This window comes from Sphingomonas sp. OV641 (assembly GCF_900109205.1).
In the GTDB taxonomy this organism is placed as follows: domain Bacteria; phylum Pseudomonadota; class Alphaproteobacteria; order Sphingomonadales; family Sphingomonadaceae; genus Sphingomonas.
Genome location: NZ_FNZB01000003.1, coordinates 178,409 through 194,850 on the forward strand (window position 1 = coordinate 178,409; position 16,442 = coordinate 194,850).

General features: G+C 67.4%; 16 protein-coding genes. 7 read left to right on the forward strand and 9 right to left on the reverse strand.

All coding sequences use genetic code 11. From position 1 onward, the window contains the following. Nucleotides 1-6: 6 nt before the first annotated feature. The 7 genes from BMX36_RS14785 to BMX36_RS14815 all read right to left on the reverse strand — a co-directional run bounded on the left by BMX36_RS14785 (nt 7) and on the right by BMX36_RS14815 (nt 7,511). The gene (locus BMX36_RS14785) at nt 7-1,008 is read right to left on the reverse strand and encodes an NADPH:quinone oxidoreductase family protein (RefSeq protein WP_093066658.1); all 1,002 of its coding nucleotides are present in this window, start codon (nt 1,006-1,008) and stop codon (nt 7-9) included. Continuing rightward, nucleotides 971-1,597 (reverse strand): 3-isopropylmalate dehydratase small subunit, encoded by a 627-nt coding sequence (leuD, locus tag BMX36_RS14790; protein WP_093066660.1) that lies wholly within the window; start codon nt 1,595-1,597, stop codon nt 971-973. The genes BMX36_RS14785 and leuD overlap by 38 nt, the downstream gene beginning before the upstream one ends. 255 nt (nt 1,598-1,852) lie before the next feature. Then, a complete protein-coding gene (gene leuC, locus BMX36_RS14795) occupies nt 1,853-3,283 on the reverse strand; it encodes a 3-isopropylmalate dehydratase large subunit (protein WP_093066662.1) in 1,431 nt (476 codons plus the stop codon). 1,099 nt (nt 3,284-4,382) lie between these two features. Next, nucleotides 4,383-5,042 (reverse strand): CoA transferase subunit B, encoded by a 660-nt coding sequence (locus BMX36_RS14800; protein ID WP_371262907.1) that lies wholly within the window; start codon nt 5,040-5,042, stop codon nt 4,383-4,385. Beyond that, nucleotides 5,039-5,746 (reverse strand): CoA transferase subunit A, encoded by a 708-nt coding sequence (locus BMX36_RS14805; RefSeq protein ID WP_093066664.1) that lies wholly within the window; start codon nt 5,744-5,746, stop codon nt 5,039-5,041. Before BMX36_RS14805 ends, BMX36_RS14800 begins: the two co-directional genes overlap by 4 nt. Before the next feature lie 118 nt (nt 5,747-5,864). Further along, complete coding sequence (locus BMX36_RS14810; protein WP_093066667.1) at nt 5,865-6,515, reverse strand: HAD-IA family hydrolase; 651 nt, start codon at nt 6,513-6,515, stop codon at nt 5,865-5,867. 75 nt (nt 6,516-6,590) lie between these two features. Next, nucleotides 6,591-7,511, reverse strand: a complete 921-nt coding sequence (locus BMX36_RS14815) for an SMP-30/gluconolactonase/LRE family protein (protein WP_093066669.1) — start codon at nt 7,509-7,511, stop codon at nt 6,591-6,593. Nucleotides 7,512-7,766: 255 nt separating this feature from the next. On the opposite strand from BMX36_RS14815, the gene BMX36_RS14820 reads away from it, so the two are divergent. Continuing rightward, nucleotides 7,767-9,431: a thiamine pyrophosphate-binding protein gene (locus BMX36_RS14820; protein WP_093066671.1), complete on the forward strand. Its 1,665-nt coding sequence runs from the start codon at nt 7,767-7,769 to the stop codon at nt 9,429-9,431. A 238-nt stretch (nt 9,432-9,669) separates the two neighbouring features. Here the strand turns inward: BMX36_RS14820 and BMX36_RS14825 are convergent, their stop codons facing one another. Next, complete coding sequence (locus tag BMX36_RS14825; protein WP_093066673.1) at nt 9,670-10,191, reverse strand: YceD family protein; 522 nt, start codon at nt 10,189-10,191, stop codon at nt 9,670-9,672. Beyond that, nucleotides 10,188-10,706: a ubiquinol-cytochrome C chaperone family protein gene (locus tag BMX36_RS14830; protein ID WP_256210830.1), complete on the reverse strand. Its 519-nt coding sequence runs from the start codon at nt 10,704-10,706 to the stop codon at nt 10,188-10,190. The genes BMX36_RS14825 and BMX36_RS14830 overlap by 4 nt, the downstream gene beginning before the upstream one ends. A gap of 125 nt (nt 10,707-10,831) precedes the next feature. On the opposite strand from BMX36_RS14830, the gene BMX36_RS14835 reads away from it, so the two are divergent. The 6 genes from BMX36_RS14835 (at nt 10,832) to BMX36_RS14860 (ending at nt 16,393) form a co-directional block, all read left to right on the forward strand. Then, entirely contained in the window at nt 10,832-11,296 is a 465-nt protein-coding gene (locus BMX36_RS14835) for an outer membrane protein assembly factor BamE (protein ID WP_093066675.1), read from the forward strand. A 157-nt stretch (nt 11,297-11,453) separates the two neighbouring features. Next, nucleotides 11,454-11,960: an RcnB family protein gene (locus BMX36_RS14840; protein WP_093066991.1), complete on the forward strand. Its 507-nt coding sequence runs from the start codon at nt 11,454-11,456 to the stop codon at nt 11,958-11,960. A gap of 279 nt (nt 11,961-12,239) precedes the next feature. Beyond that, entirely contained in the window at nt 12,240-13,610 is a 1,371-nt protein-coding gene (locus tag BMX36_RS14845) for a glycosyl transferase family protein (RefSeq protein ID WP_093066677.1), read from the forward strand. Then, complete coding sequence (locus tag BMX36_RS14850) at nt 13,607-14,677, forward strand: hypothetical protein (RefSeq protein WP_218142179.1); 1,071 nt, start codon at nt 13,607-13,609, stop codon at nt 14,675-14,677. Before BMX36_RS14845 ends, BMX36_RS14850 begins: the two co-directional genes overlap by 4 nt. A gap of 46 nt (nt 14,678-14,723) precedes the next feature. Then, entirely contained in the window at nt 14,724-15,638 is a 915-nt protein-coding gene (locus BMX36_RS14855) for a sulfite exporter TauE/SafE family protein (RefSeq protein WP_093066681.1), read from the forward strand. Then, a complete protein-coding gene (locus tag BMX36_RS14860) occupies nt 15,635-16,393 on the forward strand; it encodes a TIGR02186 family protein (RefSeq protein WP_066781765.1) in 759 nt (252 codons plus the stop codon). Before BMX36_RS14855 ends, BMX36_RS14860 begins: the two co-directional genes overlap by 4 nt. The last annotated feature ends 49 nt before the right edge of the window (nt 16,394-16,442 follow it).

Sequence of the window (16,442 nt, forward strand, 5' to 3'; positions counted from 1 at the left end):
TTCCGATCAGTCGGCGACCCGCACGACCAATTTGCCGATCGCGCCGCGACCCTCCATCTTGGCGATCGCCTCGCCGCCCTTTTCGAACGGAAACACTTCCGTCACGCGCGGCGCGATCTTGCCGTCGCGCCACAGATCGAACAGCCGGCGGATATTGGCGCGGTTATGCTCCGGCTCGCGCGCAGCATGAGCGCCCCAGAAGACGCCGCGGATGTCGCAGCTCTTGAGCAGGGTGAGGTTCAGCGCGATCTTCGGGATGCCGGCGGGGAAGCCGATCACCAGATAGCGACCCTCCCAGGCCATGGAGCGGAGCGCCGGCTCGGCATAATCGCCTCCGACCGCGTCATAGACGAGGTCGAAGCCGTTCTTGCCCGCCTTTTCCTTGAACGTGTCGGCCAGTGCCTTGCTCTCGTCCTTCGAAAAGGGCGCGCGGCCGTAGATGATGACGTCGTCGGCGCCGGCATCGCGCACCGCCTGCGCCTTTTCCTCGCTCGACACCGCGCCGACGACGTGCGCGCCGAAGGCCTTGCCGAGTTCGACCGCGGCGAGGCCGACGCCGCCCGCAGCGCCGAGCACCAGCAGCGTCTCGCCCTCCTTGATGTTGCCGCGATCGACCAGCGCGTGAATGGTCGTGCCATAGGTCAGCAGCATGGACGCGCCTTCCTCGAACGATCGCTCGTCAGGAATGGCGTAGATATTGTCGGCCTTCACCGCCAGCCTTTCGACCAGCGCGCCATTGCCGGTGTTGCCCATCACGCGATCGCCCGGCTTCCACGCCGTCACGCCTTCGCCGACGCTCTCGACCACGCCCGACATTTCGCCGCCCGGCGCAAAGGGGCGGGGCGGCTTGAACTGATATTTGTCCTGGATGATCAGCACGTCGGGAAAGTTGATCGCGCAGGCCTTCACGGCGACGATCACTTCGCCGGGCTTCGCGACGGGATCGGGGAGCTCCCCGATCTCCAGCGTTTCAGGTCCGCCCGGCGCCTTCGACAACAGTCCTCGCATCAGTCTCTCCCGCGATCCACGGCCGATGCTCGTCCAGCATCGCCTCGTATTTCGAAATCGCGGTATCCCTTGCCAGCGTCAGCCCGACCTCGTCCAGCCCCTCCATCAGGCATTGGCGACGGAACGGGTCCAACGCGAAGGTGAAGCGATCTTGAAAGGGCGTGGTGACCGTCATCGTCTCGAGGTCGATGGTGATCTCGTCCGTTTTGGCGACCTCGATCAGGCGGTCCACCGCCTCCTGCGGCAGAACAACGGGTACGATCCCGTTCTTGAACGCGTTACCGGAGAAAATGTCGGAGAAGCTGGGCGCGATCACTGCCTTGATGCCCAGATCGCCAAGCGCCCAGGCGGCGTGTTCACGGCTGGAGCCGCAGCCGAAATTGTCACCCGCGATGAGGATCGGGCTGCCGGCATAAGCGGGATCGTCGAAGATATTGCCGGGCTGCGCCCGCACCGTCTCGAACGCACCGCGCCCGAGGCCGGCGCGCGTAATGGTCTTCAGCCAATGCGCCGGGATGATGACATCGGTGTCGATGTTCTTGGCGCCCCAGGGATAAGCCTTGCCCGAGACAGTGCGAACCGGCTCCATCAGCGCTGCCGCACCTTTGCCAGCACGGCCGGCTTGGCAATGGCGGCATAAGCAGCGACACCGCTCAGCAGCGAGCCTGCGATCAGCAGGACGAATACTTTCTTCATGACGCTTTCCCCTTACTTCACTTCGCCTCCCCGGCGAAGGCCGGGGCCCAGCTGCGAAGGCCTAGTAACCTCCCGCAACGCCCATCACCATCGTCTCCCTACTGGACCCCGGCCTTCGCCGGGGAAGTAGGGAAAGGAGCGGTTCATCCTACCCCATCAACTCACGAACATCGGCGAGGTGCCCTGTCACCGCTGCCGCCGCGGCCATCGCGGGGGAGAGCAGGTGGGTGCGTGCGCCAGGACCCTGCCGGCCGACGAAATTGCGGTTCGAGGTGGAGGCGCAGCGTTCGCCCGGCGGTACCTTGTCCGGGTTCATCGCCAGGCACATCGAACAGCCGGGCTCACGCCATTCGAAGCCCGCCGAGGTAAAGATGCGGTCGAGGCCCTCGGCCTCCGCCTGGCGCTTCACCAGGCCGGATCCGGGCACCACCATGGCACGCACGCCAGCGGCGACATGCCGGCCCTCCGCCACGGCAGCCGCTGCCCGCAGATCCTCGATGCGGCTGTTGGTGCACGAGCCGATGAAGACATGCTGCACGGGCACGTCCTGCAATCGCGTGCCCGGCGTCAGGCCCATGTAATCGAGCGACTTGCGCGCGGCTTCCCGCTTGGAGGCGTCGGCGAAGCTTTCCGGTTCGGGCACGGTGCCGGTGATCGACACCACATCCTCCGGGCTGGTGCCCCAGGTGAGCGCGGGGGCGATCTCCGAGGCGTCGATCAGCACGGTGCGGTCATAGGTCGCGCCAGGATCGGTGGCGAGCGTGCGCCACCAGGCGACGGCCTTGTCCCAATCCGCGCCCTTGGGCGCCATCGGCCGACCCTTGATGTATTCGAACGTGGTGTCGTCAGGCGCGATCATGCCGGCGCGCGCGCCAGCCTCGATCGACATGTTGGCGACGGTCAGCCGCCCCTCCAGCGACATTTCGCGAATGACGTTGCCGGTATATTCGATGACATAGCCGGTCCCGCCCGCCGCGCCGATGCGGCCGATGATGGCGAGGATCACGTCCTTTGGCGTGACGCCGAAGCCGAGCGTGCCCTCGACCCGCACTTCCATCGTCTTCGACGGGCTGAGCAGCAGCGTCTGCGTGGCGAGCACATGCTCGACCTCGCTGGTGCCGATCCCGAACGCCAGCGCGCCGAGCGCGCCATGCGCCGAAGTGTGACTGTCACCGCAGACCACGGTTGTGCCGGGCAGGGTGAAGCCCTGTTCCGGGCCGACAACATGAACGATCCCCTGCTCGGCGGCGAGCGCATCGATATAGGGCACGCCGAACGCGGCGACATTCTGGCGCAGCGCCGACAATTGGGTCGCGCTTTCCGGATCGGCGATCGGCAGTTCGCGGCCCTCCGCGTCGACGCGGGGCGTGGTCGGCAGATTGTGGTCCGGGACGGCGAGCGTCAGGTCGGGGCGGCGAACCCGGCGGCCGGCGGCGCGAAGCCCCTCAAACGCTTGCGGGCTGGTAACCTCATGAACGAGGTGGCGATCGATGTAGATCAGGCACGTCCCATCGTCGCGACGTTCGACGACATGGGCGGCCCAGACCTTTTCATACAAAGTAAGCGGACGACTGGCCATAACGAGGCGCGCCTTAGACGAAGTTGCGCAACAAATGGAAGAGTAGAAGCTGTTCGCCGGCACAAAGATTGCGTGGGGTGTCCGTGATTTGGGTGCTTGGGTGAAGCAAGGGGCAGGGGCGCGCTGCGATCGTCCGGCCGGGCTTGTGCCGGCATCCGGCTGACCCGCGAGTCTCACGCTGATCGGAGTTTGCGGCGGTCTGGATGCCGGCACGGAGCCGGCATGACGGGTTGAGGTGGTTGGTGTGCTCTTCGGGTGTCAGCGTTCGCGGGACCTTGGACCCCGGCGCGGGGCCGGGGTGACGGGGTGGTGGTGTATCGGGCTGGGCATTGCTCGTCATGACGGGCTTGTGCCGGCGGTCAGCTGGCCCGCGCTTCTCACGGTGGTCGGAGTGTGCGGAGGTCTGGATGCCGGCACGGGGCCGGCATGACGGGGCGGGGAGGTTGGTGTGCCCCTCGGGTGTCAGCGTTCGCGGGACGTTGGACCCCGGCGCGGCACCGGGGTGACGGGTGGTGGTGTATCGGGTTGGGCATTGCTCGTCATGACGGGCTTGTGCTGGCGGTCAGCTGGCCCGCGCGTCTCACGTTGGTTGGCGTGTGCGGCGGTCTGGATGCCGGCACGGGGCCGGCATGACGGGTTGAGGCGGCTGGTGTGCTCCTGGGGTGTCAGCGTTCGCGGGACCTTGGACCCCGGCGCGGGGCCGGGGTGACGGGGTGGTGGTGTATCGGGCTGCGCATTGCTTGTCATGACGGGCTTGTGCCGGCGGTCAGCTGGCCCGCGCTTCTCACGTTGGTTGGCGTGTGCGGAGGTCTGGATGCCGGCACGGGGCCGGCATGACGGGTTGAGGCGGTTGGTGTGCTCCTCGGGTGTCAGCGTTCGCGGGACGTTGGACCCCGGCGCGGGGCCGGGGTGACGGGGGCGCCGGGGCTCGGAATGTGGCGGTTTTTGCGCGTGATCTATCCAGTTTGATCCACTGCCCGGGCGACGGGCGGAGGCCAGTTGGGGAGCAAGGCTGGCAGCCGTACGGGCCGTTGCCGACGCCTTCCCACCTGGGCCCCGGCCTTCGCCGGGGAGGCGCTTTTCGGAGCGTTGATCAGATCTAGAGCGCGACTTCGTAGGAGGCTGTCGTCTTTGCAGCGATCTCGTCTGCGCTGACGCCGGGGGCCAGCTCCACGAGGCGGAACGCGCTCTGGTGATCCGGGCGCTGGAACACCGCCAGGTCCGTCACGATCATGTCGACCACATTCTTGCCGGTCAGCGGCAGGGTGCAGGCGGGGATGAACTTGGGGCTGCCGTCCTTCGCCACATGCTCCATGACGACGATGATCTTCTTGACGCCGGCGACGAGATCCATCGCGCCGCCCATTCCCTTGATCATCTTGCCAGGGATCATCCAGTTGGCGATGTCGCCATTCTCGGCGACCTCCATTGCGCCCAGCACGGTCAGGTCGATGTGGCCGCCGCGGATCATCGCGAAACTCTGGTCGGAGCCGAAATAGACGCTGCTCGGCAGTTCGCTGATCGTCTGCTTGCCGGCGTTGATGAGATCGGGATCCTCTTCGCCCTCATAGGGGAAGGGGCCGATGCCGAGCATGCCATTCTCGCTTTGCAGCGTGACGGTGATCCCGGCGGGGATGTTGTTCGCCACCAGCGTCGGAATGCCGATGCCGAGGTTGACATAATAGCCGTCGCGCAGCTCCTTCGCGGCGCGCGCCGCCATCTGGTTGCGGTCCCAGCCCCTGGTCTGCCCGGTCATCATGCGTTCTCCCGCGCCCGCGTGGTGCGGAACTCGATCTTCTTGTCATAAGGCGCGCCGACGATCATGCGTTTCACATAGATGCCGGGCAGGTGGATCGAATCCGGGTCAAGGCTGCCGACCGGGACCACCTCCTCGACCTCCGCAACGCAGACCCGGCCGGCAGTGGCCATCGGCTGGTTGAAGTTACGCGCCGTCTTGCGGAACACGAGGTTGCCCGCCTCATCGGCCTTCCAGCCCTTGATGATGCTGAGATCGGCGCGGATGCCGCGTTCGAGGATATATTCCTCTCCGTCGAACAGCTTCACTTCCTTGCCCTCGGCCACCAGGGTGCCGACGCCTGTCTTGGTGTAGAAACCGGGGATGCCCGCGCCACCCGCACGGCAACGCTCGGCAAGCGTGCCCTGGGGGCAGAATTCGACGTCCAGTTCGCCCGACAGATACTGGCGTTCGAATTCCTTGTTCTCGCCCACGTAGGAGGAGATCATCTTCTTCACCTGACGCGTGCGCAGCAGCTTGCCGAGCCCTTCGCCGTCGATGCCGGCATTGTTGCTGGCGATCGTCAGATCCTTCACGCCGGCGGCCTGGATCGCGTCGATCAGCCGCTCGGGGATGCCGCACAGGCCGAAGCCGCCGGCGCAGATCGTCATGCCGTCATGCAGCAGGCCGTCGAGCGCCGAAGCGGCGTCCGGATAGAGCTTGTTCATGCGTGCGCCTTTCGTATCGAACGATACGAGTTAGCGCCCGGGCACGGCAGGGGCAACCGATCTGCCGGAAGCCGGATCTGGTCCGTCAGCCGATCATGCCCGGGGACAGGCGGCAGGATCAGAAGGTGCCGCGTTCCACGCCGAGCGCATCGGCGAGATCGTCCAGCGCCTGCGCCTCGCCCGTCACCTTGATCGCATGCATGCCGAGCGCGGCGGCCGGCTTGCAGTTGATGCCGAGGTCATCGAGGTAGACGCAATTCGCCGCCGGCTTGCCGAGCGTGGTCAGCATCAGTTCGTAGATGCGCGGATCGGGCTTGCGGATGCCGATCTTGCTCGATTCGATCACATAATGGAAGCGGGCCATCACCTCTGCCACCTTGGCGGCCTTTTCGGCGCTGCGCGACATGCCCGCGCCCTCGCCCGCTGGCACGTTGTTGGTGATGCAGCCGATGTGATAGCCGTTGGTCTTCAGCCAATCGAGCGCGTGCACCATGCGCGGACGGATGTCGCCGGAGAGGAGCGAAAGCACGTCCTCGCCGCGCAGCTCATGGCCGAGCACCATGGCTTCCTCGGCGAACTTGGTATCAAAGCCGGCCGCATCGATCTCGGCTCGCTCGAACAGCGCCCAGGCATTGTCGTCCGGGTTGCTGGCATTGATCCGGCGGATCAGGTCATGCGGCAGCCCGCGCTCCCGCTCCAGGCGGTTGAACGCTTCAAACGGCGAGGAGGTGACCACGCCACCAAAATCGAAAATCACGGTATCGCGCATGAAGCGTCCTTAGCGGGGCGAAACGGGATGGCAAATGGATGCCGGCACGATGGCCGGCATGACGGGACGGGAGCGTCAATAAGCGAGCTTCAGGCCCGGTCGGTTCCAGCGGGTCTTCACCAGGCGACCAGTGCCGGAAAGCGTGAGATAGGCATCGCGCATATCCTCGCCGCCGAAGCAGATGTTGGTGGTGAAGACATCGTCCGTCGCGACGAACTCGACCAGCTCGCCCGCAGGCGAGATCACGCTGATGCCGCATTCGCCGATGGTCGCGACGCAGATGTTGCCCGAAGCCTCCACGGCGAGCGAATCGAAGAACTTCCAGCCGGCAGGGCGATAGACCGGCGTTCCCGCACCGCCGACCCCGGCCGACTGATCGACCTTGCCCGGCGCCGTCACGTCGAACCTCATCAGGCGGCACGTATAGGTCTCCGCCGCGTAAAGCGCCTTGCCGTCGGGTGAGAGGCCGCAGCCGTTGGGATTGTTGGACGGGAAGACGACTTCCTCCAGATGGCTGCCGTCCGCCTTGGCATAGAAGATGCCGACGACATCGTGGATGCGCTTCTTGTGATCCATCTTGCCGTGATCGGTGAACCAGAAGCCGCCGTGCGCATCGAACACCAGATCGTTGGGCCCGCGCAGCACGCAGCCGAAATCACCCGATTTGTAGAGCACTTCAACCGTGCCGGTTGCCGGGTCGATCCGCTCGATGCGGCCACCGGAATAGTTGCTGGCAATGCCGCCGGGCGCGAGCATTCCCTGGTTTTCGTGCCAGTCGAAGCCGCCGTTGTTGCAGCAATAGAGCATTCCGTCCGGGCCGAGTGCCAGGCCGTTCGGACCGCCGCCGGGCATGGCGATGACGCTCTTGGCACCGTCCGGCGTAACGCGGGTGATGCGGCCGGGCTCGATCTCGACCAGCACGATGCTGCCATCGGGCATGAACACGGGGCCCTCCGGAAAGCGCAGTCCATCCGTCACCAGCGCGAAGTCGGCCATGATCCTCTCCCTATCGATTTTGCGGCGCAGGATTGTCTAAGGCGATCGACTTATCAACTCTCTTCGATCTTTCGGGGGGTGAAGGAAGGCGCGGGTGCGCGCTGGGGGGGCCATGTCCCTCGACTTCGCTCGGGACGGACGGGGAGGGCGGGTCGCCAGAGACGGTCGGAGAGGGGGGTGCGCGGGTTGAACGGGACGCGCTATCGAAGGGAAGGGTAGTTTCCCCGCCTTCCGCTTCGCTCTACACTCCCGCTCATGAACTCCCCCATCCGCACCGGCGGCCGCATTCTGGTCGATCAACTCGTCGCACAAGGTTGCGACCGGATCTTCACCGTCCCCGGCGAAAGCTTCCTCGCCGTGCTCGACGCGCTGGTGGATACGCCGGAGATCGATGTCGTCACCTGCCGGCAGGAAGGCGGCGTTACCTTCATGGCCTGTGCCGATGGCGCCTTGACGCACCGGCCGGGCGTCGCGTTCGTCACGCGCGGGCCGGGGGCAACCAACGCCGCAATCGGCGTGCACGTGGCGATGCAGGATTCGCAGCCGATGATCCTCTTCATCGGCGATGTGGATCGCGGAACGCGCGACCGGGAAGCGTTTCAGGAAATCGACTTCGCTGCGATGTTCGGGCCGATCGCCAAATGGGCGGCGCGGATCGATGATGCGCGGCGCATCCCGGAATATGTCGCCCGCGCTTATGCGACGGCGATGAACGGACGGCCCGGCCCGGTGGTGCTGGCGCTGCCGGAGGACATGCTGCTGGACGAAATCGAGGCGATCGATCGCCCGCGCGTCGAGCGGGTGGGGCAAGCGCCCGATCCTGACGCAATGGAGCAACTGGCGGACCTGCTGGCGACGGCGGAACGGCCAGTCGCGATTATCGGCGGCGCGGGCTGGGATGCCACTGCCGGTCAGAATGTCGCGGCCTGGGGTGACCGCGCGGGAGTGCCGTTGATCGCGGCATTCCGCCGGCAGGATGCCGTGCCCAACGATTGCCCCGCTTATGCCGGCAACCTGGGCTATGGCCCCAATCCGGCGCTGGTCGACCGGGTCAAGGCGGTCGACCTGCTGCTGGTGATCGGTGCCCGGCTGGGGGAGGCGACGACCGACGGCTATACGCTGATCACCCCCGAGCATCCGGGGCAGCGGCTGGTTCACGTCCACCCCGACCCCGCCGAGCTCGGCATGGCCTATCGCACCGATCTTGCGATCTGCGCCTCCATGACGGCGTTCGGCGAGGCGCTGACGCTGGTGGATGGCCCGAGCCGCTCCCACGATCTGGAAGCGCATGACGATTATTGCGCCTGGTCGACGGCCAGCGAGCGCGAGGGCGTTGCGCTGGACCTTGGGCCATGCGTGATGACGATGCGCGCGGCGTTGCCGGCGGACACGATCATCTGCAACGGCGCGGGCAACTTTTCCGGCTGGTGGCACCGCTTCTGGCGCTACGCCGGACCGGGCACCCAGCTGGCGCCGACCGCGGGGGCGATGGGCTATGGCGTGCCGGCCGCGGTCGCCGCGTCACTGCGCCGTCCGGAGCGGATGGTGGTTGCGGTGGCGGGCGACGGCGATTTCCTGATGAACGGTCAGGAACTGGCCACCGCCATCCAGCATCATTGCGACATGCTGGTCATCGTGGTCGACAACGGCACCTATGGCACGATCCGGATGCACCAGGAGCGGGAGTTTCCCGCACGGCAATCCGCCACGCGCCTGATCAACCCCGATTTCGCACTGCTGGCCCGCGCCTATGGCGCCTGGTCGGAGACGGTGGAGCGAACGGATGATTTCGCCCCGGCGCTGGCGCGCGCCATGGAGGAGAAGGGGGTTCGCCTCCTCCACCTGAAGACGGACGTGGAGCAGATCACCGCCGGCACCACGCTGAGCGCGATACGGGCAAGCAGCAGGCGTCCGGCGTAGCGGGCGGCGCTTGGCGCCTGATCCCCGTGCGCTTTCCCGCGAGGGCTGGAGCCCTAACCGGAACGATATAGTCGCTGCCGGTGCGCCTGGCCGTTTCGTCCTCCACCTGGGCCCCGGCCTTCGCCGGGGAGGTGCTTTCGGGCCGGAGCCTGAAGCATCCCCTAGTCGGACGGAGAGGGGCGCCGTGCGGCGTGGAAGGGCAATCGGGTCAGAGCGAGGCGGCGCCATCAGGCACCACTCAGCCTTTCCCCTTCAGCTTGTCCTTGAGCGCAGCAAGAGCGCCGAACGGGCCGGCCTCCCCCTCGCTCAGCACGCCGGCTTCCTTCAGCGCGGCTTCCGCATTGGGGCCGCGGGGGAAGGGATCGAGCGCGAGCGCCAGCGTTTCGGCCGCGACCTCGCCCAGGTCGATCGCGGCGCCTTCGAGCGGCAGAATGTCAATATCGGTGTCGTCGAGTTCGACCTCCTCGCCCTCGCCGAGATCATCGACGAAGCGCAGACGGGCCTGCTCATCCACCTTCGCGGGGAGCGGCTCGCCGGTGATCGAGCAGGCCTGGGTCGCCGTGGCCGCGACTTGGCCGGTGACGGCGATGCCAGATGCCTCCCGGCGCAGGACAAACGTGCCGGTCAGCCGCTCGATCGCGACCAGGCCGAAGCGCTGGGCAAGGGCGGCGCGCTCCGCCTCGTTGGCCTCGATCGTCTCGCTGCGGTCGCCTTCACCGATCGTGTCGATGCGCACGGGGCGCGAAAACTCGGGCGTCATGCCAGCCGTCCTTCCCGCAATGCTGACAAGGGCACATCGCGCAGCCCGGCGTGGAGACGCTGCAACTGTGTGCTGACATAGGTTGAAGCCGCAGGGGCGGGCGCATCGCCGCGCCACAGATTGCGGATCAGCGGCTCGCTCAGATCGCCGGTGGCCATAGCCGCGCGATAGGCGCCCAGCCGGCCGCCAAGCATTCCCATCATCCGCCCGACATGCTTGCCGACGACGATGTCGCCGAAGCCGATCTGGCGCACCTGGGCATCCATGTCGTCGACGAACCGCTCGGTCACGTCCGTCGAGAGCGCCGCGGCCGCCATGTCGCCCGGCGGCTCGGCCTCGATGCGCAGCATGACCATGGCGAGCACCGCCGCCACCATGTCGAACCGCCCGTCCAATGTGTCGGGCGCGCCACCTTCGAGATACCAGTGCGGCTCGCGCGCCTTTGCGACCACCGCGGCATAGAGCGGGGCCGCCGCATCGCGATCGCGCCGGCGGAATCGGTCAAGAAGTCCCAAGATCGTGTTTGCCTGTCGTGCTTGTGTCGAATGTCTGCCCCGCATATTGAGGGGATTGGCCGGCGGCGCAACGGCGCGCCGCATGCGCCCATGCCTTTTGCCCCCACGCTGTTTGCGGAGTAGCCATGCGTTTTCCCCTCCTGATCGCTGCGGCCATGGCGGTTGCCGCGTCGGCCTGCGCGCCGCTGCGCTCGCATCAGGGCTATGTCGTCGATGCGGACCTGCTGAATGCGGTGCAGCCCGGGGTCGATACGCGCCAGTCGGTGCTGGCCACGCTGGGCCAGCCGAGCTTCGCCAGCCAGTTCAACCAGGGCGACTGGTATTATGTGTCGCGTGACAGCCGCAACTATGCCTTCAACACGCCCAAGGTGCGTGAGCAGGTGACGGTGCAGATCAGCTTCGACCAGAGCGGCAACGTCTCCACGATCCGCAAATGGGGCGCGGAGCAGGTGGCGTCGATCAGCCCGGCGAAGCGCACCACGCCGACGCTGGGGCGTGAGCGCGGCTTCTTCGCCGACCTGTTCGGCAACATCGGCACGGTGGGCGCAGCGGGCGCCGGCGGCGGCGGCGCGGGCGGCACCCGCCCCTGATCCGCGACGTTGCCGCGAGCGGACGTGACGACCGCGTCACGATCCTTTCTGATGGCTGACTGACGCATTCCCCGGCGGTTCAGGCGAATCGCCGCATATCTCCAACCACGGTGTGGTTCCCGGCTCGGGGCCGCGCCCAAGGATGGAGGATTGTATCGTGCGTAAGTTGATCGTTTCCGCGTTGATGGCGGCGACCATTATCCCCGGTGTCGCCGCGGCCCAGTCCTATGGCGAGCTGCAGCGCGGCCGGCAGGAGATCCGCGAGGAGCGGCGCGACCTGCGTGATGCGCAGCGCCGCGGCGACTGGCGCGAGGTGGAGGACGCACGAGGCGATCTGCGCGATGCCCGCCGGGACTATCGCGATGACCTGCGCGATCGTGACCGCCGCTGGGGCCGCGATGACTGGCGTTCCTATCGCTCCAGCCACCGGTCGCTCTATTCGCGCGGCAACTGGCGGGCGCCGTTCCGCTACAACGCCTGGCGACCGGGCGTGCGGATCGCGCCGGTCTATTTCGGCCAGCGTTACTGGATCAATGATCCGTGGCGCTACCGCCTGCCGCCGGCCCGTGCGAACGCGCGCTGGGTTCGCCATTACAACGACGTGATCCTGGTTGATTACCGCCGCGGCATCGTCCTCGACGTGATGCGCAACTTCTACTGGTAAGCGGGAAAAGAAGCGGGCCGGGTGAGTGATCACCCGGCCCGTTTTCGTGCCGACCAGAGCGGCCGCGCCGCAGCTACGCCGGACGCGGCCGGTGCCTGGCTTGGGATCCGGCACTAGTCCCGAAAGGGGGGTGGGACTGGAATCGCGAACGCGCATGTCCAGATTTGGTTCGGCCGCTTGCACCGAAATGGGCCAGGCCGAAAAAATATAGTTAACTGGCCCTTGTGCCGCCCCTTGCAATGGGGAAGATTTGCCCTGCCAGGTCGGGGGGCTGGGGCAATGGGGGAACTCGTCTTGACGGGGCTCGACGCAATCGTGCGCGAGCTTACGCTGTTTGCGGCTGTCGGCTTTCTTGTCGGCGGGATCGACGATCTGTTCGTCGATTGCGCGTGGCTGATCCACCGGCTGCGCCATGGCAGCACGCGGCGGCCGATCGGCAGCCTGCCGGCGCGGGCGCAGCCCGCGGGCCTTGCGATCTTCGTGCCTGCCTGGGACGAGGCGCTGGTCATCGGCGCCATGCTGCGCACCGCGCTCGCGCGATATGTGCATCCGGATTACCGCATCTATGTCGGCTGCTATCCCAACGATCGCGCGACGATCGATGCGGTGGCGGCGGTTGCGGAGCGGGACCCGCGCGTGCGTCTGGTGATCGGCGCGAGGCCCGGTCCGACGACCAAGGCGGACAATCTCAACGCGATGTGGCGCGCGATGCGGCGGGATGTCGCGCAGGGCGAGAAGATCCGCGCGGTGGTGCTTCACGATGCCGAGGACGTGGTCCACGCGGCCGAATTGCGCGTGTTCGACGCCCTGATCGAGCGCCACCCGCTGGTGCAGATCCCCGTGCTGCCGCTGATCGATCCCGACGCCCGGCTGGTATCGGGGCATTACGCCGACGAGTTCGCCGACTCGCACGGGCGCCAGATGGTGCTGCGCGCGGCAGTGGGCGCGGGGCTGCCGCTGTCGGGGGTCGGCTGCGCGATTGCCGTGGAGGTGCTGGACGCGCTGGCGCAGGCGCATGGCGCTCCGTTCGACCAGACCAGCCTGACGGAAGATTACGAGCTTGGCCTGCGGGCAGGGGCGCTTGGCTATCGCGCCTGCTTCGCGCGGGTGGAGGATGACGGCGGCGACCTGGTGGCGGTGCGCGCGTTCTTCCCCTCCACCGTGACGGCCGCGGTGCGCCAGAAAGGGCGGTGGATGACCGGCATCGCCCTTGCCGGCTGGGACCGGATCGGCTGGGCCCGCGCCACGCACCTGGCGGATCACTGGATGCGCATGCGCGACCGTCGCGCGCCGCTGGCGGTGATCGTGCTGGCCGCCGCGTATCTGGCGGCGGTCGGCTGGGGCATGGCGGCGGTGCTGCATGTCATTACCGGCCAGCCACCGATACCGATCGATCCCGGGCTTCGCATCATCCTGTCCATCAACACGGCCCTTCTGGCGTGGCGACTGGCGTGGCGTGCGGCGTCCACGGGGCGCAGCTATGGCTGGCGCGAGGCGCTCTGGTCGCTGCCGCGCGCGGTGGTGGGCAATCTGATCGCGATGTTCGCGGCGATCCGGGCGGCCGGCCAATATGCCCGCCTGCTTGCCGGCGCGCCGCCACGCTGGGACAAGACGACGCATGTCTTTCCCGGCGAGGCGACGTTGCTGTGACCGGGAGTGGACGGCCCCTTCGCTTCCTGGTGGGCCTGCTTGCCCTGTGGGTGGGCCTGCGCGTCGTTCAGCTGTGGCCGGCCGCGCACGAAGTCCGGGTCGCAAGCATTCCGGGGGCCCCGTCGCCAGCGATGGGCGTGCTTCGTGCCACGGAGGCGATTGCGAGCGGGCGTGACGCGGACGGGCTGGTGCCGCAGATGGCGGCAAAGGCGATACGCGTGTCGCAGGGCGTGACGCGATCCTGGGAACGACCGGAGGCGATGGCGGGCGCCGCGCGTCTTTCGGCCGGCGCGATGCTCGCGGCGATCGCCACGCCTGCGATCCTGCCGAAGACGACGTGGTCCAGCGCAAGTCCCGTACCGGCTGCCGGACAGGATAGGCCGGATCCTCGGACGATGTCGCCTCTGCTGATTGCCGGGGCGCCCCTTGCCGGGCCGTCTACCAGGGCAAGGCTGCGCGGGAGCGGGTGGATAATCGTCCGCAACGGCCAGGCAGAACCGTTCGTGCCGCAGCTGGGCGGGAGCCAGGCTGGCGTGCGGCTGACCTATCTGATCGAACGGGCGGCTCGGCTGTCGCTTGCCGGACGCCTCTCCACGGCGCTTGGCGGTCGCCAGCGGGAAGCGGCGATCGGGCTGGACTGGCAGCCGACGCGCCTGCCGGTACATGTGGTGGCCGAACAGCGGATCGGCATCGAACAGGCGCGTGGCGGCCCGTCGCTGGGGCTGGTAGGTGGCTTCGGGCCGGTTGGGATCGCAGAAAAGGTGAGGCTGGACGGCTACGGCCAAGGGGGGGTGATCGCACGCGATGGTGCGGAGGCCTTTGCCGATGGCGCATTGCGCGTGTCGCGCCCGATGAGCCGGATCGGCCCAGCGGTGCTGGAGCTCGGTGTCGGTGCCTGGGGAGCGGCGCAGCGCGGCGCGGCGCGATTCGACGTAGGGCCGTTCGCCAGCGCCGTTCTCCCGGTGGGCGGCGCGAACCTGCGGCTGGCGATCGAGTGGCGCGAGCGACTGGCGGGCGATGCGATGCCTGAGTCGGGTCCAGCAGTGTCGATCGGGACGGATTTCTGATCGCAGATGCTTCCGCCCCGCGCCCGAACGGCATATCGGCAGCGGCATGGATCTCTACCTTCCGATCGCGAACCTTTCGGTCAACGCGCTCGTGATCATCGCCCTTGGCGGTGGCGTGGGGCTTCTGTCGGGCATGTTCGGCGTCGGGGGCGGGTTTCTCACCACGCCGCTGCTGATCGTGTACGGTATTCCGCCGACCGTGGCGGCCGCCAGCGCGGCGAGCCAGGTGACGGGCGCCAGCGTGTCGGGCGTCTCGGCCTATTTCCGGCGCGGCGGCGTGGACGTGAAGATGGGCGGCGTGCTGGTGATCGGGGGAATCCTGGGTTCGCTGTCCGGGGCCTGGCTGTTCCGCCTGCTGCAAGCGTCCGGGCAGATCGATACGGCGATCGCGATCACCTATGTCCTGCTGCTCGCATCGATTGGCGGCCTGATGCTGAAGGAATCGCTGGAGGCGATCGCCGTCAGCCGCGGACGACGGGCTGCGCCGCCGCGTCGGCGACGGCACCACCCGCTGGTCGCGTCGCTGCCGTTCCGCATGCGTTTCTATCGATCGGGGCTGTACATTTCCCCGCTCGCGCCGCTGCTGCTCGGTTTCGGAACCGGCATTCTCACCATCCTGCTGGGTGTGGGCGGCGGCTTCGTGCTGGTGCCGGCGATGATCTATCTGCTGGGCATGGCGACCCAGGTCGTGGTCGGCACGTCGCTGTTCCAGATCCTGTTCGTCACGGCGACGGCGACCATGGTCCATGCGATGACCACCAAGGCGGTGGACATCGTGCTGGCGGGACTGCTGCTGATCGGATCGGTGATCGGCGCGCAGGTCGGCGCACGCTTCGCGGCAAAGGCACGGCCGGAATATCTGCGCCTCGCGCTCGCCCTGATGGTGCTGCTCGTCGCCGGGCGCATCGCGCTGGGGCTGGGATGGCGGCCGGACGAAATCTATTCGATCGAATTGTCGTGAAGCGGATCGCGCTGCTCCTCGCCGCGCCGCTGCTGCTCGCCCAGGCGAAGCCGGTGCTGGTGCCCGACGTGTCGCAGCGCGAGATCCGCATCGCCTATAGCTTCACCGGCGCCGAGCTGCTGCTGTTCGGTGCGATCCTCTACCCCGGCGGCAAGGTGCCGGATGATGAGCATGCCACCGATCTCGTGGTGGTGGTGAAGGGGCCGGTGCAATCGATCACCGTGCGCGAGAAGGAGAAGCTGGCGGGCGTGTGGGTCAATGCCGAGGCGCTGCGCTATCGTTCCGCCCCGAGCTTCTACGCCATCGCATCATCGCGGCCGATCGACCGGATCGTCGATGATCGCACCCGCGCGATCTACGAACTGGGCCTGGACAGCCTGCAACTGTCGCCCGCCTCATCGGCAGCGCCCACGGTGCAGGACCGCTTCGCGCGTGGCCTCGTGGACCTGCGGCGTCGCGCCGGCCTGTATGTCGAGGCGCCGGGTGCGGTGGAGATCACCGAAGGCGTGCTCTATCGCGCACGGGTCAGCATACCGGCGCGCGTACCGGTGGGACAGTTCACCGCCGAGACGTTCCTGATCCGCGACGGCAAGGTGCTGGCGGCAGCGGTGCGCGACATCACCGTCGAGAAGGCCGGTTTCGAACGCTATGTCGCACAGGCGGCGGATCGCAACGCTGTGCCCTATGGCCTGATCGCCGTGGCGATGTCCGTATTGCTGGGCTGGGGCGCAGGGCGGCTGGCGCAGCGCGTGTAAACTATTGCCGGATCGGCAGAATTGTCGATCACGCTCTGTTTACGCTTAC